Annotated in this window: 26 protein-coding genes, 1 tRNA gene and 2 pseudogenes; 19 read left to right on the forward strand and 10 right to left on the reverse strand. The window is 34.4% G+C overall.

All coding sequences use genetic code 11. The features are described from left to right. From CCY16_RS02300 to CCY16_RS06125, 6 genes are all read left to right on the forward strand, one after another. Positions 1-261: efflux RND transporter permease subunit (locus tag CCY16_RS02300; RefSeq protein ID WP_245800728.1), on the forward strand; the 261-nt coding region annotated here is incomplete at its 5' end. Between the two features lie 179 nt (positions 262-440). Then, entirely contained in the window at positions 441-2,003 is a 1,563-nt protein-coding gene (gene nusA / locus CCY16_RS02305; RefSeq protein WP_088414653.1) for a transcription termination factor NusA, read from the forward strand. Between the two features lies 1 nt (position 2,004). Further along, the gene (gene infB / locus CCY16_RS02310) at positions 2,005-4,338 is read left to right on the forward strand and encodes a translation initiation factor IF-2 (RefSeq protein ID WP_088414655.1); all 2,334 of its coding nucleotides are present in this window, start codon (positions 2,005-2,007) and stop codon (positions 4,336-4,338) included. Between the two features lie 9 nt (positions 4,339-4,347). Further along, positions 4,348-4,692: a ribosome-binding factor A gene (locus tag CCY16_RS02315; protein WP_088414657.1), complete on the forward strand. Its 345-nt coding sequence runs from the start codon at positions 4,348-4,350 to the stop codon at positions 4,690-4,692. A 3-nt stretch (positions 4,693-4,695) separates the two neighbouring features. After that, a complete protein-coding gene (ubiA, locus tag CCY16_RS02320; protein ID WP_088414659.1) occupies positions 4,696-5,562 on the forward strand; it encodes a 4-hydroxybenzoate octaprenyltransferase in 867 nt (288 codons plus the stop codon). 328 nt (positions 5,563-5,890) lie between these two features. Then, positions 5,891-6,175, forward strand: a complete 285-nt coding sequence (locus CCY16_RS06125; RefSeq protein WP_245800729.1) for a hypothetical protein — start codon at positions 5,891-5,893, stop codon at positions 6,173-6,175. A 1,060-nt stretch (positions 6,176-7,235) separates the two neighbouring features. On the opposite strand, the gene trpS is transcribed toward CCY16_RS06125, so the two are convergent. The 5 genes from trpS to CCY16_RS02350 form a co-directional block, all read right to left on the reverse strand. Then, positions 7,236-8,234 (reverse strand): tryptophan--tRNA ligase, encoded by a 999-nt coding sequence (gene trpS, locus CCY16_RS02330; RefSeq protein WP_088414661.1) that lies wholly within the window; start codon positions 8,232-8,234, stop codon positions 7,236-7,238. Between the two features lie 45 nt (positions 8,235-8,279). Then, positions 8,280-8,828 (reverse strand): nucleotide exchange factor GrpE, encoded by a 549-nt coding sequence (locus CCY16_RS02335; RefSeq protein ID WP_088414663.1) that lies wholly within the window; start codon positions 8,826-8,828, stop codon positions 8,280-8,282. 61 nt (positions 8,829-8,889) lie between these two features. Then, positions 8,890-9,876: a polyprenyl synthetase family protein gene (locus CCY16_RS02340; protein WP_088414665.1), complete on the reverse strand. Its 987-nt coding sequence runs from the start codon at positions 9,874-9,876 to the stop codon at positions 8,890-8,892. A 9-nt stretch (positions 9,877-9,885) separates the two neighbouring features. Continuing rightward, the gene (gene rpsP, locus CCY16_RS02345) at positions 9,886-10,206 is read right to left on the reverse strand and encodes a 30S ribosomal protein S16 (protein WP_088414667.1); all 321 of its coding nucleotides are present in this window, start codon (positions 10,204-10,206) and stop codon (positions 9,886-9,888) included. A 135-nt stretch (positions 10,207-10,341) separates the two neighbouring features. Beyond that, positions 10,342-12,150 carry a peptidylprolyl isomerase gene (locus CCY16_RS02350; protein ID WP_088414669.1) on the reverse strand — a complete coding sequence of 603 codons (1,809 nt, stop codon included), beginning with the start codon at positions 12,148-12,150 and terminating at the stop codon, positions 10,342-10,344. Positions 12,151-12,485: 335 nt separating this feature from the next. On the opposite strand from CCY16_RS02350, the gene CCY16_RS02355 reads away from it, so the two are divergent. The 3 genes from CCY16_RS02355 to guaB all read left to right on the forward strand — a co-directional run bounded on the left by CCY16_RS02355 (position 12,486) and on the right by guaB (position 17,003). Then, positions 12,486-13,076 (forward strand): cell cycle transcriptional regulator TrcR, encoded by a 591-nt coding sequence (locus tag CCY16_RS02355; RefSeq protein WP_088414671.1) that lies wholly within the window; start codon positions 12,486-12,488, stop codon positions 13,074-13,076. Positions 13,077-13,281: 205 nt separating this feature from the next. Beyond that, positions 13,282-14,697 (forward strand): transcription termination factor Rho, encoded by a 1,416-nt coding sequence (gene rho, locus CCY16_RS02360; protein ID WP_088414673.1) that lies wholly within the window; start codon positions 13,282-13,284, stop codon positions 14,695-14,697. An 818-nt stretch (positions 14,698-15,515) separates the two neighbouring features. Beyond that, positions 15,516-17,003 (forward strand): IMP dehydrogenase, encoded by a 1,488-nt coding sequence (guaB, locus tag CCY16_RS02365; RefSeq protein ID WP_088414675.1) that lies wholly within the window; start codon positions 15,516-15,518, stop codon positions 17,001-17,003. Positions 17,004-17,203: 200 nt separating this feature from the next. Here the strand turns inward: guaB and CCY16_RS06645 are convergent, their stop codons facing one another. Then, positions 17,204-17,338, reverse strand: a complete 135-nt coding sequence (locus CCY16_RS06645) for a hypothetical protein (RefSeq protein ID WP_281250498.1) — start codon at positions 17,336-17,338, stop codon at positions 17,204-17,206. Between the two features lie 373 nt (positions 17,339-17,711). Here CCY16_RS06645 and CCY16_RS02370 point away from each other — a divergent pair. From CCY16_RS02370 to CCY16_RS05505, 3 genes and pseudogenes are all read left to right on the forward strand, one after another. Further along, positions 17,712-18,592 (forward strand): annotated as a pseudogene (locus tag CCY16_RS02370) (tetratricopeptide repeat protein). Positions 18,593-19,290: 698 nt separating this feature from the next. After that, the gene (locus CCY16_RS02380; protein ID WP_143696898.1) at positions 19,291-19,602 is read left to right on the forward strand and encodes a hypothetical protein; all 312 of its coding nucleotides are present in this window, start codon (positions 19,291-19,293) and stop codon (positions 19,600-19,602) included. 140 nt (positions 19,603-19,742) lie between these two features. Then, a complete protein-coding gene (locus CCY16_RS05505) occupies positions 19,743-19,913 on the forward strand; it encodes a hypothetical protein (protein WP_179946029.1) in 171 nt (56 codons plus the stop codon). A gap of 375 nt (positions 19,914-20,288) precedes the next feature. Here CCY16_RS05505 and CCY16_RS05510 read toward each other — a convergent pair whose 3' ends face one another. Continuing rightward, positions 20,289-20,453 (reverse strand): hypothetical protein, encoded by a 165-nt coding sequence (locus CCY16_RS05510; RefSeq protein WP_179946030.1) that lies wholly within the window; start codon positions 20,451-20,453, stop codon positions 20,289-20,291. Continuing rightward, positions 20,450-20,593 carry a hypothetical protein gene (locus tag CCY16_RS05790; RefSeq protein WP_218916637.1) on the reverse strand — a complete coding sequence of 48 codons (144 nt, stop codon included), beginning with the start codon at positions 20,591-20,593 and terminating at the stop codon, positions 20,450-20,452. The genes CCY16_RS05510 and CCY16_RS05790 overlap by 4 nt, the downstream gene beginning before the upstream one ends. A gap of 999 nt (positions 20,594-21,592) precedes the next feature. Between CCY16_RS05790 and CCY16_RS02385 the strand changes: the two genes are divergently transcribed. The 4 genes from CCY16_RS02385 (at position 21,593) to sucD (ending at position 24,083) form a co-directional block, all read left to right on the forward strand. Further along, positions 21,593-21,666: transfer RNA gene (locus tag CCY16_RS02385), tRNA-Pro, on the forward strand. A gap of 136 nt (positions 21,667-21,802) precedes the next feature. Further along, the gene (gene rpsU / locus CCY16_RS02390; RefSeq protein ID WP_088414681.1) at positions 21,803-22,003 is read left to right on the forward strand and encodes a 30S ribosomal protein S21; all 201 of its coding nucleotides are present in this window, start codon (positions 21,803-21,805) and stop codon (positions 22,001-22,003) included. A 28-nt stretch (positions 22,004-22,031) separates the two neighbouring features. Beyond that, a complete protein-coding gene (gene sucC / locus CCY16_RS02395; protein ID WP_088414683.1) occupies positions 22,032-23,192 on the forward strand; it encodes an ADP-forming succinate--CoA ligase subunit beta in 1,161 nt (386 codons plus the stop codon). 3 nt (positions 23,193-23,195) lie between these two features. Next, positions 23,196-24,083 carry a succinate--CoA ligase subunit alpha gene (gene sucD, locus CCY16_RS02400; RefSeq protein ID WP_088414685.1) on the forward strand — a complete coding sequence of 296 codons (888 nt, stop codon included), beginning with the start codon at positions 23,196-23,198 and terminating at the stop codon, positions 24,081-24,083. A 7-nt stretch (positions 24,084-24,090) separates the two neighbouring features. On the opposite strand, the gene dapF is transcribed toward sucD, so the two are convergent. Together dapF and CCY16_RS02410 are read right to left on the reverse strand one after the other, a co-directional pair. Beyond that, complete coding sequence (gene dapF / locus CCY16_RS02405; RefSeq protein WP_179946031.1) at positions 24,091-24,870, reverse strand: diaminopimelate epimerase; 780 nt, start codon at positions 24,868-24,870, stop codon at positions 24,091-24,093. A gap of 3 nt (positions 24,871-24,873) precedes the next feature. Next, positions 24,874-25,405 (reverse strand): annotated as a pseudogene (locus CCY16_RS02410) (nitroreductase family protein); the annotation flags it as partial. A gap of 163 nt (positions 25,406-25,568) precedes the next feature. On the opposite strand from CCY16_RS02410, the gene CCY16_RS02415 reads away from it, so the two are divergent. From CCY16_RS02415 to CCY16_RS06655, 3 genes are read left to right on the forward strand one after another with little or no spacing between them, the layout of a single operon-like run. Further along, positions 25,569-26,105 carry a biotin transporter BioY gene (locus CCY16_RS02415; protein WP_088414687.1) on the forward strand — a complete coding sequence of 179 codons (537 nt, stop codon included), beginning with the start codon at positions 25,569-25,571 and terminating at the stop codon, positions 26,103-26,105. Beyond that, positions 26,092-26,310 (forward strand): DUF1284 domain-containing protein, encoded by a 219-nt coding sequence (locus CCY16_RS06650; RefSeq protein ID WP_281250499.1) that lies wholly within the window; start codon positions 26,092-26,094, stop codon positions 26,308-26,310. The genes CCY16_RS02415 and CCY16_RS06650 overlap by 14 nt, the downstream gene beginning before the upstream one ends. 49 nt (positions 26,311-26,359) lie before the next feature. After that, on the forward strand, positions 26,360-26,497 hold the full coding sequence (locus CCY16_RS06655; protein WP_281250500.1) for a hypothetical protein: 138 nt from the start codon (positions 26,360-26,362) through the stop codon (positions 26,495-26,497). Positions 26,498-26,601: the final 104 nt, after the last annotated feature.

A 26,601-nucleotide genomic window follows, 5' to 3' on the forward strand; every position in this document is an offset into this window, starting at 1 on the left:
GAGGTGATTGCTTTAGCGGGGGTTATAGTGAATAACAATATACTATTACTCGATGCTTTCCGTCACCAAATCAAGATATATGAAAATGATATTAAGCGATGTGTAATAAATGCCTCGATTTCTCGTATTAGGCCAATATTGCTTACCGTTGAAACCACGGTCCTTGGGCTGATACCTATGATTACTAAGTTAAACATCGATTTTTTTGCTTTACAAATCATATATGACGCACCATCAAGCCAGCAGTGGTTAATATTTTAACGGCTATAGCAAATGGAATATTAGCTGCAATGGTTTTAACTTTATTTTTTACCCCTACATTGCTTGTAATGCAAAGACATGAAAAAACTTGACTTAAATTAGCAATTATTTAATATTGAGAATAGCGTTCTTTGCCCGTTGAAACTATAATTATAACTAATTGTATAGGATTTATTTGTATGATTGCTGATCGCAAAAGAAGTGTTAAACAGAAAAGTGACAAAAATAACTTAGTAGGAAATCTTGATATAATAAAGACAGCTGGGGAGATTTCACTTCAGAAAGGTCTAGATTTTGAAGTTATAATGAAAGCATTAGAAAGTGCTATAGAAGCAGTAGCTTATCAAAAGTATGGTAGCAAAAGTAAGGTTGTGGTTAATATAGATAGAAGCACAGGTGAAGTTATTTCGTACAGGGAATTAAAGGTCGTTGATGATGAACCAAATGGAAAAGAGAATAACGGATATGGGTCAATTACGCTTACACAAGCCAGATTAATAAAGGAGGATGCAAAAGTTGGAGACACTATTAATGAATTGCTCTCTCTTAATACTGATCTTGCCTCAGCAAGAATTGCCCAGCAAAGGATTGCTCAAGTAATTAAATATGAAGAGTTAAAGAAGCAATATGAAGAATTTAAAGATAAAGTAGGAGAAATAAGGTATGGTATTGTTAAACAAGTAGAATATTCAGATCTGATTATAGATATGAATGGTACTAGGGCATACCTTCCATTGCGAAATTTAATTGGTGGTGAATTATTTCGCGAAGGTGATAAGATTAAAGCTTACATACAAACTGTTAAGCGCTCTGACGATGGACGTCAAATTATTCTTTCTCGGGCGAATGAAGGCTTTTTGGAGGCATTACTAAGTCAGGAGATACCGGAGATTGCTGATGGGTTAGTGACAGTTAAGGGTATAGCTAGAGATGCTGGTTCAAGGTCCAAAGTTGCCGTTTTCTCTCCCGATAAGAATATTGATCCAGTAGGTGCATGTGTTGGAGTTAAGGGAGAGAGAATAAAAGCCATCATACATGAATTAAATGGTGAAAAAATTGATGTCGTACATTACTTTTCAGACTTAGGCCAATTTGTTATTAAAGCAATCACTCCTGCGGAAGTATCGAAGGTTATTATTGATGAAAGTGAAAATTGCGTAGAACTAATAGTTGCTGAAGATCAATTGAGTTTGGCAATAGGAAAAAAGGGTCAAAATGTAAGACTAGCTTCAGAGCTTATTGGGTGGAAGATTGAGATACTAAGCACTCAACAAGAATCGGAAAGGCGCAATAGAGAGCTTAGTCAGTGTTCAGCTCTATTCGCTGAAGCTTTAAACTTAGAGGAGATTATGGGTCAACTGTTAGTCACAGAAGGCTTTTCAAGCGTAGAAGATATATCGAATGCTTCCATTAAAGAGCTTGCTTCAATAGAAGGCTTTAACGAGGACATTGCAAGTGAACTGCGTAACAGGGCAAATAGATATCTAAAAGCAGAAAATGATAGAAAGATAGAAGAGTTAAAAAGTTTAGGTATGGAAAGTGATGTGATCAATTTACCTTTATCAATAGATGATAAAATTGCTCTTAGTGAACATGGTATTAAAACTTTAGAAAACATAGCAGATTTGTCAAGCTATGAATTTTGTAGTATACTTTCTTCTTCAGCGAGTGGTAAAGAAAACTTAAAAGACACAGTGAACTCAATAATCATGGAAGCGCGCAAGAAGCTTGGTGTAATATAATATGAATAATAAAGATATCAGTAGCAAAAAATTAACACTCCAAGGCTTTAGTAAGCTTAAATTAGACCTCAATTTGGGCTCTTCAGCAAGTCCAAGTATGGGAGCTACAATAGTAAAAAAAAGAAGAAGAAAAACTCATGACACAGGAGAACAAGATGGAAATAAATTATTAGGTTCTTTAACAAAAAAAGAGCAAATTTCTCGTATTAATGCTGTACAGAACGCTGCTTTGCTGAAAGAAAAGAATCTAAGAGAAAAAGGAGCCATAGTAAAAAAAGATAGTATAGTAAAAGAAGATAGTAATGAAAAGACTAACGACAGGGATAGCGCCACGAACACTTCATTTAAAGAAACTGAAAAGGAAGTTTTGAATGATGTTAGCTTAGTCAAGCTAATAGAGAATAACACTGACAACGAAGATAATAATAAAAGGTCTTTAAAGACTAACAAAGATATATATTCCAAGCATTCTAAGAGGGTAATTGCACAATCAATAGATGACAAAATTGAACAACCTTCTGTGTTTAAGCAAAGATTTGGTATAAGAAATAGAAAATCAGAATTCACTAAGGGTAAAAATATCTCAAGGGAAGTTATTATACCAGATGAGATAACAATCAAGGAATTATCTATTCGTATGGCAGAAGATAGCAAAAGTGTGCTAAAGATGTTGAAAGAAGAAATGGGTGAGAGTTATGGAGTGGATGATTTAGTGGATCCAGAAATAGCATGCGAAATAGTGGAGAAATTCAATCATACGACTAAACGAGTGAGCGGTGCTAACAAAGAAAAGAATTTGTTTTTTATAGAAGAGAGAGAAAGTTTGCCTAAAAAACCTAAACCACCAATTGTCACCTTTATGGGACACGTTGATCATGGTAAAACTTCGTTGCTCGATGCATTTCGTGAGTCTAATGTTGCAGAAAGAGAGTTAGGCGGAATAACTCAACACATAGGTGCTTATCAGATAATTACAAAAGATAAAAAAATTACTTTCATTGACACGCCGGGACATGAAGCGTTCACTGCGATGCGTGCTTGTGGCGCTAACATCACTAATATAGTTGTAATAGTAGTTGCGGCTGATGATGGAGTCATGAAACAAACAATTGAAGCAATGAATCATGCAAAAGCGGCAAATGTTTCTATTATAGTTGCTATTAATAAAATTGATAGATCACAATCTGGTGATGTAGAGAGGATAATTAGTAGTTTACCTCAATATGATCTCGTTCCTGAAGAGCTCGGTGGCGATGTTATAGTTGTGCCAGTATCAGCAAAAAAGAAAATTAATTTGGATAAACTAGAAGAGGCGATTTTATTGATCGCTGAATTAATGAAGCTAGAAGCAATAGAAGATTGTAGAGCACTGGGGTGGGTAATAGAATCTAAAATAGATAAAGCCAAGGGAATATCGGCTACATTGATAGTTGAGGAAGGAACGCTAAAAGTTGGTGATATGTTGGTAGTTGGTACAACATATGGTAAAGTGCGCAGTATGGTTAATCACCTTGGGCAAAGAGAAAAGGTGGCACTACCATCCTCTCCAATTGAGATCACTGGTCTAAATGGTATACCAAATGCTGGAGATAAATTTGTTGTAGTAAGTTCTGAAAAGCAGGCACGTGAAATTGCTGAGTATAGGTTAGAGTTAATCAAGGAAAAGAAAGAAGATTTAAGCAACAATAGTTTAGACATGTTCAGTCGCAATGATAGTGAAGTAGAGGAACTATCTGTAGTTTTAAAGTGCGATGTAACTGGTTCTATTGAAGCAATATCGAATTCAATTGATAAGCTCGGTAAAGACCAAGTGAAATTGAATATCCTACACAAGGCAGTAGGAGGAATAACAGATTCAGATGTGCTGCTTGCAGAAGCATCAAGTGCAGTAATTTTAGCGTTCAATGTCAAAGTAGATTCAAAAATAAGGGATTTAGCAAAAAGGAAGGGTGTAGAAATACATACTTATAGTATAATATACGAACTTATTGACGACATGAGAATGTATTTGACTAAAATGTTAAAGCCTGTGACACGAGAAGTGCGTATTGGCTCTGCATCTGTGAGGCAGATATTTAATGTATCTAGAGTAGGCAATATTATTGGATGTTATGTAAGTGATGGAGTTGTAAAAAAAGATTCTTTGATTAAGGTAATGCGCAATAATAAGTTGATATATGAAGGAAAGTTGAAAGCTTTACGTAGATTTAAGGATAACGTTAAGGAAGTAGGTACAAACTTTGAATGTGGAGTATCTCTGGACGGTAACATTGATATTAAAATTGGAGATATTCTTGAAGCTCATCAATTAGTACAAGAAGAAAGGGTGTTGTAGTAGTTTAATATGAAAAAGGAAATCAGAAACCTGAAAATAGCATCTGTATTGCGTAGAGCAATATCCAAAGTCTTAATGGAAGGTAAGGTGTTCAATAAAAATGTAGTAATATCTGATGTAAAATTAAGTGAAGATTTGAAAAAGGCAGATGTATATATTGTGTTATCTTCATTAAGCAAAAAAAATTATAATATTAATGCTGTTGTTAATGAAATTAACCAATCTGCGTGGTTAATACGCAAATCCATATTGAGTTATGTTGATTTACGATTTATACCAAAGTTAGTTTTTAAGGCTGATTTGGCGTTCGATAATTTTGTTAACATAAGCAAAATACTAAGTAATTATACTTAATAAATGCATTTCAATTGTTACTTTTCATTAATGAGGTTACACAGTTTAACAGGTTTGTGGCTTGTGTTATTTCCTGGTTTAAGTGGTATTGTTCTAGCCTCGACTTCTCTATCTTGGCAGACTTTTCTTCTCCTTATTTTGTTTACCATAGGTGCATTTTTAATGAGACCTGCAGGTTGCATAATCAATGATATTTTCGATAGAAAAATAGATGCGCATGTTGAACGAACAAAATATAGACCACTTGCAAGTGGCAAATTAAACGTAAAGCAAGCTTTGATTTTACTTTTTCTGTTACTATCTATTGCCCTAGTCGTTCTACTGTTTACTAACAAAACTACACTTATACTTGGAGTAGTTTCAATGTGTATGGTAACTATTTACCCCTTATTAAAGCGTTATGTTTGGTGGCCACAATTGTTTCTAGGGTTTACTTTCAATATGGGATCACTTATAGGCTGGGCAGCAGTGAAGAACCAGATCAGTATAGAACCCATGCTCTTTTATATAGGATGCATCTTTTGGACGCTGAGTTATGATACCATATACGCCCATCAGGATAAAAAGGATGATGAAAAACTTGGAATAAAATCAACAGCATTATATTTTGGTGATAAAACAAAATCTTGGCTAAAAAGGTTTTACTTAATATCTCTCATGGTGTGGCTATACGCCGGTATTTTATCATCATTGAACAACATTTTTTACATTGCTCTGCTTGTTGTAGGATTTATATTTTATCGCCAGTACAAACATTTTAATCCTGACAACTCTAGTCAATGCATGTCCATGTTTAAAAATAATTCCTATATAGGACTACTACTTTTTTTCGGCATCTTTTTAGATAGGATTATGAACTTTGCCAATTAGATTGTAAAGTCTGCATACTAATGAAATCAAACTGTTTAAGCGTACTCAATAGAGCTTAATCTGGGTCCCTGGGTTATACAAATGATATTTACTAGATCTTAATTTTTAAGTCTATATTTTAATAAATAGTAAGTTGTGATTAGTATGAGTGACTCATTCAAAAGTGACAACTATGAAAAAATCTTGATTCTCTGGTCAAAGTTGTAGGGTTAGGAAATACAAAGGAAATCGATAAACAATATAATGAAACAGTAAGAGATTTGTCTCAGGCACTAGAAAATTTTACAAACTAGGCAAAGATGTAGTTAAGTTTATTATATATACTGACTTGAATAATTATGTAAAACCGGTTGATGAAAAACCATCAGGTCTTTTTGAAACATTAAAGAACATATGGAACACAATCTTAGGAAAAGATGTTCCGATTAAGAATAACAACATAAGAAATTTTGCTAAAGATAAATTGCCAAGTTTTACTTTAGAAAAAGCAGCAGGATACACAAATATCTTGAGAAAAATTAATTTCCTTAAAGAGAGACCCAATGTTTTGAAAGAAATTTTAGATTCGGAACAGGGTAAAAAGTTCAGAAAGAATATAAATTATACAAAGTGAATGTAGAAAGCAAAATAGCTTTAAAATAAAAGGAAGAACAGCCAAAAGAAGAATTAGGTGGTAATCACACAAAGGGAAAAATAAAACGACCAACAACTGCACCTCCACTACCCCTAACTGCTCCGAATTTGAAGAAAACTTTCTCATTAGAAGAAGCTAACCTTTCCGTAAATGAGCTTAAGCCTGAGTCTTAGAAAAAGGTTGCTACTACTGAGAAGAAGGTACGTTTTAAATCAGAAGTAGAGATTATACTCTCAGATAGCAATAAGCTTTCTTATAGTTGCAAGGACTCAGGCTATGGAAGTTTGTTAAATGAAGAGCCTGATAAAAGAATATCAAATTATCAAGAGAAATAGGCAATTTATGCAACGGTTTCTAAAAAACATATAGAAGCAAAAAGAGAACGTAAACAGCGATCTAGATTTTCAATACCACCAAAATCATCAATAGCACTGCCAGTACTAAAGAAAACGTTCGCTACCAATCAAAAGATTGGGCAAAAACCGAGAAAAGATAAACCTAAAATATTGCCAAAGTCTGAAAATCTAGGCTGTGCTGATCAAAAAGAAGAAATAAATACGAAGCCAGGAGTAATGGATGTGATTCTTAAAAAATCAGCTGAAAGTAAACCTGAAATGTAAAAAAAAACTAAAGATCAAGATCATAGGCAATCTACGCAGGAAGCTTCTAGTAAAGCGATACCAAAAGTAGAAGCAGTTGCTATGAAGGGATCAATCACAAGACGGACAGCAAAGTCAAAACATTAAAAGAAAAATTTAAGCGAAATCAAGTAAAAGAAAAGGTAGGTGTGTGACCTGTTGAAAGCAAAGTCACTACAGCAGCACAAGTAAATACTGGTGTAAGGCAAGATCCTACACTCTCACCAAAAACTGCTTCTCAATCTCGTTTATTTCCAACAGAGAATAAAAGATCTGCAATTGATCCTATAACAGCAAAGTCTGGTCCTAAATCTCCATTAGCAAAAAACCTCTTCTCACACATTTAAGTATAAAGGAAATAGCTGCACGATTTGAAAGTCATGGAAAGAAGTAGTTGTAACTTATTGAACAAACCCTATAATGTTTTTGATTTCTTTTATGTTATGGCCAACAATTTCCGCTGCTTTTTCTGTACCTTTTTTTAACACTCTGTATAAGTGAGATTGATCTTTTAAAAGATCATTTATTTCCTCACGTATGGGTGATATAACACTTATGATTAAATCAGCTAACTCTCCTTTAAAGTGCTGCATATCATACTTATTCATTTCTTCACACACTTTATCTACATCTAAATTACTAAGTACTGAGTAAATGTTTATCAAGTTGCTTATTTCTGGGCGACACTTTAAAGTAGCAAAATCAAAGCCTAGTATTGAATCTGTTTTTGCTTTTCCTACTTTTTTAACAATCAAGTCATCCGTGTCGTCAAGGTTAATGCACGAATATTCTGAAGGGTCAGATTTACTCATTTTGCTTGTGCCATCTCTTAAGCTCATTATCCTAGATGCATGATCTAAAACTAGGATTTCAGGTATAACGAAATGACCAAGCTTATAGTGATTATTAAAAGCTAATGCAATATCGCGTGCAAGCTCCAAGTGCTGTTTTTGATCATCACCAACAGGGACGTATTTGGTTCGATATAGCAATATATCTGCAGCCATAAGCACTGGGTAACTATATAACCCAAGAGAAGCTTTTTGTTTATCGCTGCCAGCCTTATCTTTAAATTGAGTCATACGATTAAGCCAACCAACTGGTGTGTAGCACCCGAGCAGCCAACTGAGTTCTGTATGACCACTAATTGTAGACTGATTAAAAATAATGGATTTTTCTGGATCTATTCCACACGCGATATAAGCTGCTGCTGTTTTAAAAATATTACTTTTTAATTCGCTTGCAGGAAGCTTATTGGCTGTGATCGCATACAAGTCAACTATACAAAAAAGAGATTTATATTTATCTTGTAAAGCCACCCACTGCTTAATTGCACCAAGATAATTACCTAAATGTAGTACACCACTTGGTTGAGTGCCTGAAAAGACTACGCCTGTCATTACATATCTATCTTATTGTATATGTATTGTTAACTGCTTCCACAATTAGCAGGTTTTTTTGGAAATAATAACCATTGCAGGACGGAGCAACCTATTTTTGATAGTGTAACCAGTTTGCAAGACCTCTACAATAGTGCCAGTTTTTTTTTCATTATCCTCTCTTTCTACAACAGCTTGATGTAAATTACTATCAAAAAGCTCTCCGATTGGGTCTATCTCTTCTATTCCATGCTTTTTGAGATCATTCATAATTTTTTTATAAGCTACTTTAATTCCCTCATGAACAGGATCATCGTCCTTCAAAATTTCCATTACTCTTTTTAAATTATCGCACGAATCGATCATATCACGGGCAAATTTTGTAACTGCGTAGTCGTTTGCATCGCTAATTTGTTTTTGCATTATACGTTTAACGTTTTCGTTATCTGCAACAGCACGGCGTAAATGATCTTCAAGCTGAACTGCACGTTCTTTTAATATTTTGAGCTCATCTAAATCATCAGCTTGTTTACTATTATTTTGTTGGTCTTCGCTTTTTTGTTTATTCACCATGTTAGTGAATTTCTTCTTTCTTTCTTTACTACTATCTGACATATCATTATCCTTAAAAATCTAATAAATATATAACAATTAATCTGAAAATATCAAGAACTAGCTAAGCTTGTCGTTCTATGCTTGCATTTAAAAAGTCAATTAAAGCAATTTTATAAGAAGAATCAGAAAAAGTGTTAATATTATTTTGTGCCATATTAACATAGTGCCTCGCTTTTTCTATAGAAAGCTGAATAGCATTGTGATGATTGATATAATGTAATGCTTGGTCAAAGTTGCGCTCAGCCAAAGAAAAACATTTTTTCCAGAATTTTTGTTCTGCTGGACTGCCTTTTTCGTACGCTATAATAGCAGGTAAAGTAACTTTACCTTCAAAAAAGTCCTTTCCGACTTGTTTTCCAGAAGTACGTTGGTCAGCAGTATAGTCAAGCGTATCATCAATTATTTGAAATGCCATACCAAAGTTAAGACCAAAATTTTTCAACCTCTCTGTTTCATTACTTGTAGCATTGGATATTACAGACGCAGCTTCACAGCATGCAGAAAATAAAGACGCTGTTTTCTTTCCAATGATATCGAAATAGTTTTTCCTAATAGTGTGAGAGTTAAAGCGTGCTGCCATTTGCTTTATTTCGCCATTTACAAGTGAATGCGATGCTCCAGATAAAATGGAGAGAATGTTTAAATTTCCACATTCTATAAGCCATCTGAATGCTAGAGTCAATAACAGATCACCAACTAAGATGCTTGACTTATTTCCCCAAATTTTATTTGCTGTTTTAACTCCATGACGTGCTTCACTTTCATCAAGCACATCATCGTGAAGTAAAGTGGCGTTATGTATGAATTCTACTGATGCGGCAACTTTAACCCTATCCTCTCCGGAATAGTTCAGCATTTTACATATGATAAAGACAAGTTTGGGCCTAACTTTTTTTCCACCTGATCTGACAAGATGAGATATAATATCAGCAGCAAGCTTGACACCTTCGTTGTTAACATCCCTGAAGATAAAATTCTTCATAGCTGATAAGTCAGAGGATACGATATCGTCTAATATATCATTATTTGTTAAATCGGTGTTCAGCATTAATGAGACTTATACCTCTTGTTCTTTTACTTTTTTTATCTCTGCTTTCTTTGTTTCTACTTTCTTTTTTTCTGTTTCTGAAGTTATTATGCCTTTTTTAATGAACCATAGTACCCTTTCAGTTGCTTGCGCACCTACACTTAGCCAATATTTTAATCTATCAGCTTTTACCACGACACAATTTTTGTTGTCTTTTGGTAGCATTGGATCGTACTGCCCTATTCTCTCAATAAAACGTCCATCTCTTGGCGCACGTGAATCAGCTACAACTATTCTGTAAAAAGGGCGTTTCTTTGCACCAAATCTTGCCAACCTTATTTTAACTGCCATGTTAACCTTTATTTATTATACTAGTTACAATTTTATATAATTAAGCAGTTTTAGTCAAACTAATTGCCACATTGCCATTCAAGGACAATACAACTGCTCTTATTATCTATGTCAGATAGTAATAATTAGACTTTTTTATGTATCATCCAGTATAGCATGGTTAACCTTAACCTTATACTTTGATTCTAAGTAGCTAATTAACTGCTCTTTTAGCGATATCATTACACGGTTTCCAGTATCGAACGTATTTAATTTGCCGTTTGATGAGTACGTTTCTTTTAAAACGCCTACTATAACTTCATTATTGTATTGAACAGGGTCTGTTACTGAACCGATCGTTTTCATATTAAAAATCTCCTCTATAAAAGAAAAGGGGTAACTTTGCTGACCTACTTCATTGCGATGTATCTGCTGATCCTTAATCAATTCTATACCTTGAGTTTTTTTTAAATCTGCCTTTTCTTTTAATCGAGCTGCAACTTCTTGTCCAATTTTAAACATTTTTTCTTTTATAAACCCATTACGCCAAAGATCTATTGCTAATGCCTTACCTTCTTCGAAGCTTTGCAGTTTAGGTGGAACAATGTTGACGATCTTTACACTAACAACGGCATCTCCAACGCCCTTAAAATAACCTTTCTGGTCTTTTTCTCGTGAAAAGATGAAAGAAACCAAATCACTAGAGCTTTCCACACTATTGCCGCTTTGATCCTTTCCACTAGCATCTACTGGACCGATAGTTTGCATAGGCAAATTGTATTCACTGGATATTCCTTCAATCGTTGCACCGTTATATATCTTATAGTTTGCTTGGTTTATAAAATCGTTGACCTTTTCAAAGGACTTCTGATTAGTTAAAACTAACTTTATATTCTTCTTCAGATCAACTAAGTTCTCATTAGAGATTTGATGTGCACTATCCACTTTTATTATATGCCAACCAAAACTGCTTGCTAAAACTTCACTTACTTCACCAACTTTGAGAGCAAACACCTTTTCTCTCATGTCTTCTGGTAAAAAATCCTTAGTTATATTATTTATCCTAGTTTCCTCAAGTTTTGTTTTTCCAAACTCCTCTACTATCTGTTCAAAGCTTACTTTGTCTTCCTCAAATGCTTTCCGTGCTGTTTCAGCCTCTTCTTTAGTAGAGAATATTAAGTTAAATATATCTCTTTGATTTTTAAGCTCCTGTTGTTTTATTATATCGTCAACCTCTCTATCTGAAATTTGAATTTGGTTTGCAAAGTATTTTTGGCCTAAAGAAATATATTGTGCAGTTCGATATTCAGGGTAATAAAAATGGGATTTATTTTTCTCATACAAGTCAAGTAAGACTCGATCATCTGGTTCAGTAACGTTTGTAACTGCATTTTGAGTTATTTTAACAATATTAACTACTCTAGTTTGATAGCGGTTCTTATATATCTGTTCATCGATTTTTTTGCCAAAAGTTACTGGATAGTTATCATGAAATAATGAAGTTATGAACATAATTGCAGGTAGGATTTTCTCTAGCTTTGCTACATATTCTCCTTCCGCCATGTGCAGACTATTTAGCGCCTCATGAAATTTTTCTTTATCAAACTTTCCTTTATCGTTTTGAAAGTACTTGGTATTTCTAATGTGGTCTTTTATGGATTCTTCCCCAACTACTAACCCCAAATCACTGATTAAGTTAAACAGTAGTTTTTGCTCTATGAGTGCATTAAGTAGATCGTATTTCAATCTTTTCACTTGCTCTTCACTAATATCAGATCCAGAGATCTGCTTTCCATAACTTTGATATAGCGATTTGTACTCACCTAATGTTATAACTTCCTTTCCAACTCTAGCTATTTCTTCCTTTTTATTCTCATCCGAGAGAAGGTTACCAACTCCCGTAAAGATTAACAAACAAGTTAAAATGACAGCGGTTACTTTAGTAAAAAAATTTTTAACATTCATAAATGAAAGTTGATTAGCGGTTAATTATAGAATAGTGATAATTTAGTTTTTGTAAATCTATTAATTAATTAACTACTATATATAGTATTACAATATACTAAGTTTAAAAATTAACCACCACTCAAGTAAAAATGTACATTTGATTAAGTTATCATGCCCAAAGAGAGAAAATATTCTTTTGAGTCACTTAAGATAGATCTGGCTGCTTGATTATCCTAAGAAGTTAAAACCAAAAAAAGTCATCTAGTGATAAAATTAATGCTTTTTTAATTTTAATGGCTTATATTTTAGCTCTATGTAACGACAATTGATTTTATTTTGGAGATGTTTCTTTGATGTCAACAGAACTTTCTAAGGGCAATAATGATAGAAATAAACAGTTTTTCATGCAAATTGCTGCTTGGCTAGTAGATAATACTGCTTTAACTTTTAATCAAATAGCGCAGTGTTGTAGGTTGGCTCTCGAAGAAGTGCAAGGTATAGCTGATGAAGAAATAGACGTAGAAAAGTTTAATCCTGTTATTTCTGGAATAATAACTGAAAAAGAAATTGATGACTGTAGAAGAGACCCAAATCATATCCCAAGTTTGATTGCAAAAAATATAAAAAAAAGAAGTAAGGTAGTTGGTAATATTTTGGGTTTTGCCTCTGCAGCAAGGCGTAGAGATAAACCTGATGCAATTTATTATTTAATAAAAAAATTCCCTATCTTGGACAATAATGTTATAGCTAAACTAATCAGTACAACGAGCTATACGGTGGAGCAGGTAAGAGATGGATCTCATTACAATATGCAGAATATAAAACCTCAAGATCCCATACTACTCGGCTTATGTAGCCAGGAAAACCTAGAAGCAGAAGTGGAAAAGGCAAGAGTGAAAGAAGAGAAACAAGAAAGGTTAAAAAATATAAAGAAAAATTATTAAAGTTTTTCAAATCATTTACTTATTTTCATGCTGTGTTAATATTAAATTAACTTGACTTACCGGTATTTATTGGTGTAATTTTAGATAAAGTATGTAGCTTAATGATAATTAAGTTTGATACTTCCTGAAGATTAGCTCAGCCTAATTTATTATCTTGTAATCACGTTTTAGGTTAGTAAGCATCAGTTAGAATTTTTGGAGGACTATGGTAACGATCAATAAAGATGTTTTAGCAAAAGAAAAGGTTGTAGTTGCACCTGAGCCAATAGAAAAAAGTGAGCAAATTTTCGATAACGATATGATAAAACAAACAACAAACGAAGGTATAAAGGAAAACAGAAAAACACTAAACCTAAGCGAGCTAAGGGAAAAAACAGCAGAAGAATTATTAAATCTAGCTGAAGAAAGAAAGATTTCAACTAATGGTAAAGGCAATGGCAGAATGTTGAAGCAGGAAATGATATTCAACTTGATGAAGAAAATGAGCGAAGAAGGAGGTATTACTATAGGAAGTGGAGTAGTGGAAATATTACCTGATGGTTTTGGGTTTTTACGCTCAGCAAATGCAAATTATGCTCCAAGCACTGATGATGTTTATATTTCCAATGGGCAAATAAAGAAGTTTAATTTGCGCACAGGAGATATGGTATGCGGAGAAATAAGACCACCTAGTGATAAGGAAAGATATTTTACTTTAACTAAGGTTCAAGGTATAAACTTTACTGAAGTAAGTGAATTAAGAAAGTACGTCCATTTTGATAATTTGCTTCCTCTTTATCCTGAGGAAAGTTTAATCCTTGAAAACAACAGCAGCGGGGATAATAAAAAAGATATAAATATGCGTGCTGTGGATATAGTTGCACCTCTTGGAAAAGGACAAAGAGCATTGATAGTTGCTCCACCCCGTACAGGAAAAACTATACTACTTCAGCAAATGGCTCATTCTATAGCTACAAATCATCCTGAAATAGAATTGATAGTATTACTTATAGATGAAAGACCTGAAGAAGTGACAGATATGATGCGCTCTGTGAAAGGCGAAGTAGTAAGCTCTACATTTGATGAACCTGCTTACCGTCATGTACAGCTTGCTGAAATAGTAATAGAAAAAGCTAAAAGGATGGTTGAACATAAAAAAGATGTGGTAATCTTACTCGACTCTATAACTCGTCTTGCACGTGCTTATAATGCAGTTATTCCTTCATCTGGAAAAGTTCTAACTGGTGGTGTAGATTCTAATGCACTACAAAGACCAAAACGTTTTTTTGGAGCAGCTCGTAACATTGAAAATGGTGGTTCTTTAACAATAATTGCTACTGCTCTTATAGAGACCGGCTCAAAAATGGATGAGGTTATTTTTGAGGAGTTTAAAGGTACAGGTAATGCTGAGATTATACTTGATAGAAAACTTGCCGATAAGCGGATATTCCCAGCTATTGACATTACGAAATCTGGAACTAGAAAAGAAGAGCTATTAATTGACAAAGCTATATTAAATAAAATATGGGTGTTGCGTAGGATACTGAGCCCTATGGGTCCTGTTGAAGCAATGGAGTTTCTACGTGATAAACTACTTTTGACAAAGAGCAACGCTGACTTTTTTAACTCTATGAATAATTAAAAATAAGCCAGTTCTAATGGTACTAGCTCTAAGTTGTTTCCTGTTAATGAGAGGCGGTGCCTGTAGGACTTTGTTGCATTGCAACGTGTGAAAGGCTCACTATAGTTGGGATTATAAACAACTTATTGAAAATCTTGTTTTTTGCAATCAATCTGATCAAATTTAAGAATAGTAATTCGTTATTTATATTAATAAATTTAATCCTATTCAAAATAGCTAAAGTGTTAAAATTCTTGAATTTTAACTAGATTAGTGAATGATAGTGAAATTTCTTTTACTCAGATTTAGGTATTCATTAACAGTTTTTATTATAAAAGAAAATGATAAGTTATTAATATTCTCCAGCTACAAATATTTAAAAAACTTACTAAGTAGAAAAAAAGGGCAAAAAAACCCAGGAGTAGCTAGTTACTAACTCTTTATTTTAAAAATTTGACGTTGGGTGATGTCTTAAGTGCTTTATAAGCATGTTTCAGCTTGATATAGGTAAGAACCAGAAATTTTATTAGAGATATACATACACATAGTGCAAAAGATTAAACAGTAATGCGCCAAATACAAGATCTTCTTATCGTTTTAATCTGTACAGATTGGGAAGTTACATAAAATAGATCCACTGTTATGATAAGAAAGCTGGCAAAGTATGTCAAGTAATTTTTTGCATTTCTGTGAGCTATTTGAATGACCGGTAACTATACAACAAAGCCTGCTCTTGTCGTCGTACAGCTTGGAACCATATACCTAGCTAATTTTGTGCAATGCCCTATTGCAATTTACTTAATTGGCGTATAAGCTTTAAATAAAGCCTATGAAAAAAAATGGAAGCTTGTTACTCGTTTGACGATATACTCCTTTTGCCAGCTTATTCTAATATATTGCCTTGTAATGCAGATACAAAAACTTATTTGACAAATAGTATAGAACTCAACATCCCTCTCATATCTTCTGCAATGGATACTGTCACTGAGTCAGGTTTTGCAATAGCTATTGCCCAACATGGTGGGATAGGTTGCATACATAAAAACTTATCAGTAGATGAGCAAGTTTCAGAAGTAAGAAGAGTGAAAAAATATGAAAGTTGGATCGTGTATAATCCAATCACGATTTCCCCAGATAAAACAGTTGCAGAAGCAATTTCATTAATGAAAAAGCATGATTATTCTGGTATTCCTGTAGTTGATCAACGCAAGTTAGTCGGAGTTTTAACTAACAGAGATATAAGGTTTATTGAAGATCAGGACATGAGTATAAAAGTCTCCGAGGTAATGACAAAAGAGAAGTTAGTTACAATACAGGAGCAGGAGGTAGATAGCACTTCAGCAATGAGACTATTGCATGAAAATAGAATAGAGAAGCTTTTGGTCATAGATGAAAACTCCTGTTGTATAGGTTTGATCACAGTTAAAGACATTGAAAAATACAATAGATACCCTAATTCATGTAAAGATAGTAAAGGGCGGCTCAGAGTTGCCGCTGCAGTTGGTACTGGTAAAAAGGATGGTATAGAAAGATGTGAAGCTCTGATCGGAGAAGAGATTGACGTGATTATTGTAGATACTGCTCACGGTCATTCTGAAAACGTTATTAATACTATTAAAGAAATAAAAACGATGTATCCAAATACGCAGCTAGTTGGTGGAAACATTGCAACAAAGGAAGCTGCTGAAGCATTGATTGATGCAGGTGTTGATGCAGTAAAGGTTGGAATAGGACCTGGATCAATTTGCACAACCAGAGTAGTTACAGGTGTGGGTGTGCCACAATTTTCTGCAATTCAAAATGTTGCAAAAACATGTAAAGCAAGAAAAGTAAGATTGATTGCTGATGGTGGTGTAAAATACTCAGGAGACATTGCAAAAGCTATTGCAGCTGGTGCTGATTCTGTGATGATCGGTTCAATTTTTGCTGGTACTGATGAAAGTCCAGGTGAGATTATCATGTATAAGGGTAGAGCATATAAAGGTTATCGAGGAATGGGGTCTATTAGTGCAATGAAACAAGGTTCTGCTAGCCGTTATTTTCAAGATAAAGACTCAAAACTCAAATTAGTTCCTCAAGGAGTGGAAGGAAGAGTGCCATTTAAAGGTCCAGCTTCGGGAGTAATCCATCAATTAATTGGCGGGTTGCAAGCTGCAATGGGGTATACCGGTAATAGGAATATAGAAGAGATGAAGAAAAACTGCAAGTTTGTAATTATAACTGCATCAGGATTAAGAGAGAGCCATGCTCATGATATAATCATCACGCAGGAAGCTCCAAATTATGCTTATCAAGTGTTTAATTTGTCAACTGATTCAGACGTCTAATTGTTAGTTGTCAACTAGTACGATAAAAGTAAACAGGGTAAAGCAGGGGTTTTTGTACTAGTGCAAAAACCCCTGCTGTGAATGCATTATTTCTTAGTTTATTAAGTTGTAATGCGTGTTTATTGATCTATGTAGTTTATGTTATATCTGTGCTTGCTGTACAGCCTGCTACATCTATCGCATCATTATCGATTACTCCTTCACCATCTTCTACTCTCTTCTATAAGTGAATCGTGACCATTGAAGACATCCGATGCAGAAGCTATCTCTTCTGCTTCATTAGAAGAGCATTTTGCATGAGCTAAAATAGCTTTTGAAAAGTCAAGTGATTCCACTTCTTCAATTGCAGCTTAATCTATAAATTCGGACAGTTCTTTTAAACATTTGTCCTTTATGTAAATTTTGTTATAAAGCAAATTCCTTAGATTTTAATAATAGACATTTATGCTAACGTGCTTATATTAACTTTATATTAATAAAGACCTAAAATTATTTTTAGGGTGGTTTTGTTGCATAACTAATTTGGGGTAGATGAAAAAACTACCAGAATATATGATCATTAACATATCATATTATAAAATGAATATATTAACTATATATATGCTATAAAATAGCAGTCAGCATAGCGGCATTCATGTTTGACCCCATTGTTAGTAATATCTTTATTATTATATGAGATAGGTGGACTAGTATTTATAAGTTTATACTGTGTTACGTATAGCTCGGGAAAATAAGATTTACTGGTTACGTGCTGGAATGATACCAATATTTAACCTCAACGCTGCAATACTTGGATCTGTACTTGCTTATATATTAATTTGTACCATGATTTTATTAGAATTTTCTGCTGCCTATGCTAACGAAAATTTGGAGATACAAAAAGCCTTTAATAGCGTTGCTAAGTATATAAAAGCCGACAAAAAATGTAAAAACTTTGACGTTATTGAAAAAAAGAATGACAAATTCAATATTAAAATTTTACAAAGCTCCGGTAAGAGCTTTAGTATGTACTCTATCTTAGAAGAGGTAAAGAATTCTTTTGAGTCGGAAGGTAGTGAGACAGCTATTTCTCTTCTTAATCAAGTCGTTGCAAGATTTGCTTATCATAAAAATGCTTTAATTGGTCTAGGGAATATTTATTATGCTAACAAAGAATATAAAAGAGCTATAGAGGTCTACATAAAACTTTTAAAAGAATATCCTGGTAACTCTTATATATTAGAAAACTTTCTAACAATAATTTCACAGTACAATCCTGATCTGGCGTTAAGTGGAATGTTGAAATTGTATGATATACAAAAAAATTATGCTCCTTTATTAGCAAACTTGGGTCTGATCTATATGAAAAGGAAAACTATAAAAGAGCCAAGGAATACATGGTAACTGCAATTTCCCTTGATCAAAATAATATTTTTTATATCTATAATCTAGCTATTATTCTGGATAAATTATCAGATTTCAAAAATGCTGCAACATTTTACCTAAAGTTATTGAACATGGCTGCAAGTTTGAAGGATGTGAGTAAGAAAATACCCATATGCAAGGTGGAAGCAAGACTAAAATTTATAAAACTTCACAGTACAGACTAGACGATTTTATAAAAGCTAAGGAAAAGTCAACCACTGTAAGATAACATATTTCTAAGAATATGGGCAGTGAGGTATAACCAATGGGTATAAAAAGCAACCTATTAATTCAAGCTACCAAATACAACAATAAAGGAATTGTAAAACTTGCTCTAGGCCTCTTCAATGCGTTAAATAAACTCTTCTCATCTGCTAAAAGAAAGGAATCCACCAATAATAAAAGGATAATCAGCACTTAAACGATGCACTTGTGTTGCTATAGAAAATCTCAATTACAACATAGTAGAATTACTTATCAATACAGGGGCTGATGTTAACTCATTAGACAAAGATAACAAGAATTCTATAACGCACGCTGTGGGAAAGACTAGCTGCCTTAAAATTTGTAGTTGGACCTATCAAAGAAACTTGCCAAAGGAAATAATCTCTTACCCTATAGTACAATTTTTGTTGGTAAGGGACTCTGAATATTGCAATACAGGCAGTATGAATATTGAAGGAAAGTATGCCTCAATGATAAAGGGGAGTATAAGGCATTCTTTGCAATTACTTATGAAGAAATGCCTTCCCAGAATGCTGAAACGCAATTTGCATATAATAAACACATTTATGAGAAAGTAGATAGTTTTTGAGATAATGATTCACTCAACAGTTGCTATTCTAGCATAAAAGAGCTTAGAGCACAGAGAAAGTCGGTCGATTTGTCACACGTATATATCCCGGTGAATCTTGCTGCAAAACAAGAAGCAAAGGAACAAGATGGTGAACATTTTTATGAGGAATTCTCTCGTTATAGAAGAGATAATAGTTCACTTGACAGTGATTATTCTAGCACAGGAGAATACAAAATACAGGATGGTTCAATTAATTTGTCACAACAATATGCTGAAGCAAGTTTTGCTGGAAAACAAGAAACAAAAGAACGAGATAGTAAGCACATTTACACTGAAATTTCTAATATTAGGAAACGTAAAAACCCGCTCTACACCAGCACAGAAGAGTGTAAAGCATAGAAAAAGGCAAACGATTCATTGCAACAAGAATCTACATATGCTAAAGCGGATCTTGCTACAAAAAGATCAGAAAGACAGGCAAAATTTATAAAGGCTAATTCTGGAACTTACCATGGGCTAGTGCAAGATAGAAAAAGTCAATGGGAGAAAAAATAAACGAATATAAATCCTTGAAAGCTAACACAGTGATAAATAAAAAAGAAGAGTTAAAGACTAATACTAGAAAAATTGTTGGTACCAATGTAGAAAGAATAAGGCACAAATATGAAACAGGCTGTAATTTTAGACATTCTGATGTAGAAATGAAATGATTAAGAAAGAACCCTAAAATTCCCAACTTTAAAATAAACTCAGTTCATGTTGAATATAGAATAGTAGTAGGTTGTGGATATACAATTACCGATATATCACTTTAACTGTATGATTCATGGAGGTTATAGTAATAGAAGTATGCGCTAAATAAAGTTTTGAATTTATGTAAGTTTATAGACCTTATTGCAACAATAGGAAGCAAGGCTAACAAATAAAGAACTGTAAATAAAGTGTCATCTTTAAAATATTCCTACTTTTGAATTAATCACAAGAAGCATGACTCCTTCCAAACCCTGTCTAGTTAAAGATTTTCTGTAGAAAATTCTTTCTTTTGCTTCAACCTATTCTTCATTATCAGAATAAAAAGAATTAACTCATTTAAGATATGACCTGCAACTACTGATGATATAGAGGCGGCACTGAGTGACATGAGGCCCATTAAGACCAGAAGCAGTTCTAGCCATCTTAGGAAATATTGACATTACACTCGCTGCACCAAGTGGAAGAAGAGATCCATTGCCTAATATTAGAATAGTCATAGAAATAATAATTCTAGTGGATTACTCATTGTATTCCAAGCTAAAATAAACATCACTGACCCACTAATGGTAAAGATTATTGTGCCTAATAACAGCGCGTTATCTATAGTGCTGGTTTTTATTATTTTTTTACTTAACATGTTGCCTAATACATATGATAAAGCTATGGTAATATAGAAGAAACCTATGCTACCTGGATTGAACTCTAATTTACTAAAGATAAATGGAGAGTTGACTAAGTGGGTGAAATAAGTACAGTAAGCCGTACAATGCAATTGTACTGTGTGCTAATAGATCGGGTTGCATAATATTTCCTTATTGTGTGTTATAAGGCATGTAATAGATATGCTAATTCTTTTATTTTGGGGTAAGGTTTCTCTGAACGAAATGACTATGATGACCATCGATATAATTCCAATGGTTACTGAAAAAAGAAAATTGGCCCGCCAGTTAAAATAAGGTGCAAGGAGTCCTCTAATTATAGGAGATATGACTGGTGACATGGTCGATAGTTGGAAATATAATTGCAAAAATTTGCGCTGCTTCTTCTTTTTTATTTAAATAAATCACCAACAGTTGTTCTTCCTAGTACCATACTGGAGCATGCTCCTATTGCTTGAAAAGAGCGAAAAATTACCAGGGCTTTAACGCTAGTAGGTATTATACAAAGTCCAGAAAATACAACATAAATAGCAACATCTAATTATAATAATAGATCTGCGTCCAAACCTATCTGGCAAGGAACCATAAATTATTTGTACAAGAGATAAACTAAGCAGATATATACTTAGAGTGATCTATATGTCTTGTGATTCCACGCGGAAATACTCTGCCATTACTGACAATGCAGATAGGTAAATATCTGAAGACATTAATCCTATAACGCTCATCATTGCAATTATCGTTATAAGTAGGTAGTAATTTTTTCTTTCATAAAGATCCTCATCACAGCCTTAATAAAATAATATGGACAAAAAAAATAAAGAGAAAGAAAAAGTGGTAGTTTAGCCTAAAAATGACAAAAATAGAGGAACTACCAAGTCTAAAGGCAATAACGGGACATATTTATTGTGAATGTTTTTTATTAAATAAATGAACCTTGCGTTTTGCTGAGTTATTGGTATTCTGAATGAAGAAGTCGGGGCGTAGCGCAGTCTGGTAGCGCATTTGGTTTGGGACCAAAGGGTCGGGAGTTCAAATCTCTCCGCCCCGATTTTTGATGGGAGCTTCACGCTTTTGAGCCTTCATATTCTGGCCATGTTACAGTTAAGTTTATGAAATAATTGACAATGTTAATTTTCTAATTTATAAATAAGCTTTTGAGATGATTACCGAAGGAGGTATAGAGTTTGATTGAAGTATCAGTTCATTATGGTAATGTAGATAGGGCTTTTCCGGTATTGAAAAAAACAATTCAAAAGGAAGGAAGAGGGATGAAGATAAAAAAACAATATCATGAAAAAAAGTCAGAAAAGAGAGCTAAAAAGAAAGCTGAAGCTAAAAAAAAGAAGCGCCAACAAGAGAGTAGAAGGCAGCGCTACGGTTGGTAATTTTTAATAATTTATCATTGGTTGTTTTATGAATATTCACGAATATCAGGCAAAAGAGATTTTGCATAAATTTAATGTTCCAGTGCCAAAGGGTTTTGTTGCTATGTCTGCAGAAGAAGCGGAAACCAAAATAAATCAATTAAAGTCCGATGTGCTTGTAGTCAAAGCTCAAATTCATGCAGGTGGTAGGGGTAAAGCTGGTGGCGTAAAATTGGCAAAGTCGGCTGAAGAGGCGCAACAGTTTGTAAAGGGTATGCTTGGCATAACTTTAGTTACTCATCAAACAGGACCAAATGGGCAACAAGTAAGAAGGGTATACATTGAGGAAGGCTCTAGCATTAAAAAGGAATATTATTTAAGCATAGTAGTTGACCCAAAGCTCAGTAGGCCAGCGTTCATATTTTCCTCAGAAGGTGGAATAGATATTGAGGAAGTTGCAAAAAATTTTCCCACGAAAATTGTGAAGCTTGATATTGATTATGCTGCTGATTTCGCAAATTTTGATAGCAGAAAACTAAGCAACATTTTTAACTTAAGTCCAGAACAAATAGAAAAAATAACAAATGTTGCAAAAAATATATATGACACATTTATTGCAACTGACGCAAACCAAATCGAGATTAATCCATTAGTTGAAACAAATTCTGGAGATTTTATTGCGCTTGATGCTAAAATAAGTTTTGATGACAACGCTCTATACCGCCATCCGGAGATTGTGGAACTCCGTGATTATGATGAAGAAGTGAAAGAAGAGATAGAAGCTTCAAAGCATGGGCTTAGTTACATAAAAATGGACGGCAATATTGGTTGCATGGTGAACGGTGCAGGTCTTGCTATGGCAACAATGGATATAATAAAATATTATGGAGCAGAACCTGCCAACTTTTTAGATGTTGGTGGCGGAGCAAGCAAAGAGACTGTCACCGAAGCGTTTAAAATCATATTGTCTGATAGTAACGTAAAAGGAATTTTAGTTAACATATTTGGTGGTATAATGCGTTGTGATATTATTGCAAGTGGAATTGTTGAAGCTGCAAAAGAAATGAGCATTAAAGTTCCCCTAGTGGTTAGGTTATCGGGTACTAACTTTGAGAAAGGAAAAAGAATCTTGGAAGAATCAGGATTAAATATTATTGCTGCAGATGAACTAGATGAAGCTGCGCAGAAGATAGTAAAAGAGGTGGAATAAAGCATGTCTGTTTTAGTAAGCAAAGATACAAGATTAATATGCCAGGGTTTTACTGGTGCACAGGGTACATTTCATTCAGAGCAAGCTATCAGCTACGGGACAAAGATGGTTGGTGGTGTAACCCCTGGAAAGGGTGGAAGCTCTCATCTCAATTTACCAGTCTTTAATACTGTAGCAGAAGCTAAAGAAAAAACTAATGCAAATGCTACGGTTATATATGTACCTGCTAAGTTTGCTGCTGCAGCAATACTCGAGGCAATAGATGCAGAGATAGAGTTGATAGTTTGTATTACAGAAGGTATTCCTATACTTGATATGGTGAGGGTTAAGCATGCGCTTATTAGTTCAAAAAGTCGATTGATTGGTCCTAACTGTCCTGGAATTATTACACCTGAAGAATGCAAAATAGGAATCATGCCAGGACATATTCACAAGCGTGGGCATATAGGAATTATGTCTCGTTCTGGAACTTTAACTTATGAAGCAGTGGCACAAACAACCGCTGTTGGACCTGGTCAGTCAACATGCATTGGAATTGGAGGAGACCCTATTCACGGTATGACGTTCGTTGACTGTATGGAACTATTTTTAAAAGATGAGAATACTCATGGTATTGTAGTCATTGGTGAGATAGGCGGAAATGAGGAAGAGGATGTATCACATTTTGTGAAGACAGAAAAAACTAAAAAGCCAATTGTTGGATTTATAGCTGGTCAAACGGCACCTCCAGGGAGACGCATGGGACACGCTGGGGCAATTATCTCTTCTAGTGGAGGAAGTGCTGGTGCAAAGCTAGAAGTTATGAGCAGTGCTGGTATTGCAATTGCGGAAACTCCTGCGGTGATTGGCAAAAAAATTTTAGAAGTGATGCATAAGGTTCATGTTGCCTAAACTGGGGCTATAGGAACCCTATATCGCCAGTCATAAATATGTTATCTGGCCACTCGATTAGTAATTTACCTCCTGGCAAATTCACTGAGGTCTGTCGAGTAATCAAGTATCCACGAAGCACGGATGCAATAAGTGCTGCACAGGCTGCACTACCACATGAGGCAGTGATACCTGTACCTCTTTCCCAAACTCTTAAAGATATTTCCCCAGATTTTTCAACTTGCGCAATGTTAACATTCACTTTCTTGGGAAATAATGTATGCTTTTCTAGCTTTGGTCCTAAGCTTTGCAACGGTATTTCTCTTATGTTATCAACAAAAAAAACCATGTGCGGATTACCAATATTTACTGCAACTGGATCTTTTAGCATTTCAAGCTCTATGGGTAAATGAAGTGGATCACATTTAGCGGAAAGAGGAATTTCATACCACTTAAACAGTGGTTTGCCCATATTGACCTTTATGGATCTGCCACCCACTTTGAAGCACTCTAAAATGCGCTCGTTTACTAACTCGATGGTGGCATACTCAGTACTTCTTTCTGACATTATTAGATATCCAACGCAACGTGCTGCGTTTCCGCACATTTCGACTTCACCACCGTCAGCATTATAAATGTGCATAAAGCAATCAGCTGCGCTGGAGTTGGCTATTACTATAACTTGGTCGCAGCCATTTTGATTGGCAATTTCTCTATAATTCCAATTCAAGTTGTTTATCGAGCGTGAGTCTATGATAACGAAATTGTTACCAGTACCGTACATTCTTTTAGGACTTTGGCTACTCATTATAAAAAACATTTTCTCTATTGGCTTTCTTGTCTCTTCCTTGGCTTCAGCACCCTTTTCTTCGTAATCAACCGCTATCACTGACATTATATTAAAATCATCTAGCATATTGAATTTTTCACTATTTTACTCCTACCAAATCTACTCATCTGATGAGCATTAAATTCATAGATGTAGCCTGTAGCGTAAGTGTATAATTTGCTGCACCAATATCGTGGCTGCCCCAAAAATTTGCTCTTTTTGTGTGATCATGGAAATTTTTAGCGCTCAATGATATGGTTGATATTTGTGTATCTTTTGCCCACTTTTGGTTGGGTTCAGTAGGGCAACTCAGTAATTTTTCCCATGCATCTTGATTGCTTTGTCTATTGCATATCACATGTCTCCAGGGCTCGTCACCATAACGTGAGGGAGATAACCGTGCAGTTTCTATCAGCATATTTATTTCTTCCTGATGTGCTAATTTACTTTGACCATATGAATGTCTACTATGCCTTATTTTCATCAACTCCAGTAGGTCTTCTTTACTTATCATTTTTAATCCTCAAAAAAAGGCTAACTATATATAGTAGAATATTAAAAAAAGTTTAACCTTTTTGTTCCACACAAGGAACATAATTATGAGCAACAAAAGCAAAATTTAAGTTGCAAAGCTCCTAAAATATAATTAGCTTTAGTATGTTTTTACTTAGAGGAGTATGTTTACAACGCAATCTAGCAGTAAATTGGCGTTAATCGAGGTCTTTTTTTGTGTTTTACTCTTATTTCTAACAGCTCAAATGAGCATACCATTACAGCCTGTGCCTATTACACTGCAAAGTTTAGGAGTAATGCTTATTGGACTTAAATTTAACTGCAGGACAGCGTTTTTTTCTGTGCTTACGTATTTATCACTTGGTGCAGCAGGATTACCTGTTTTTGCAGATTTTCTTGGTGGCTATCACACTTTTCTCAGGCCAACAGGTGGGTACTTGGTTGGCTTTTTAGCTGCTGTTATAGTGATGAGTAAAGTGAACGAATCGCTGAATTCTAAATATGAGTCACTTATATGCAATTCTCTGAACTGCCTGGCTGGTACAGCTGTAATCTTTATTTGTGGTGTCAGTTGGCTTGTTATTCACGTAGGTCTGAAACAAGCAATAATGGTTGGCATGCTACCGTTTATCTTTCCTGGTTTAGTGAAGGTTTTCCTACTCGTAGCAGCTTTACGATATTTGAGGAATGATAAGATTTAGTCATCACTATTTCATATACGCTCTTGCGTTGCAAAGATATGGATATTTTCAGGATTTTATAGAAAATTACAGAAGGATAGCAAGTAAAGTAATCACTAACCCCAATACTCGAATCAAAGTAACTGGTAATCTTGATAGTATCTGTAGTGCTTGTCTAAACCACAGACTCAGCAAGATAAATGCACTACACAAGCTAAAGTTTTAGAGCTGGACAGAAGGCATATGAGGTTTTAAGAATAAAAATTAGAGAGACTTTGACCTGGAGTGAAGCAGTAAAAAGAATCAGGGAGAAAACGTCTTTAGAGAAATTTGACTACACATGTAAGGGATGCAACTGGAAGCCCATTGAATATACAAAAGCGCCCTTTAACTTCCACATAATGTGTTGGTAAAGATGTATAGAAAAATAATCAGGAAGGGTTTATCACCTCGATTTGCCAGAAAGAGTATTATTCCAGTGCCTCCTTCCCCTATCATATCAAACACCCTCTTTCCC

Origin of the sequence: Wolbachia endosymbiont of Wuchereria bancrofti (assembly GCF_002204235.2) — a bacterium.
Lineage (GTDB): Bacteria > Pseudomonadota > Alphaproteobacteria > Rickettsiales > Anaplasmataceae > Wolbachia.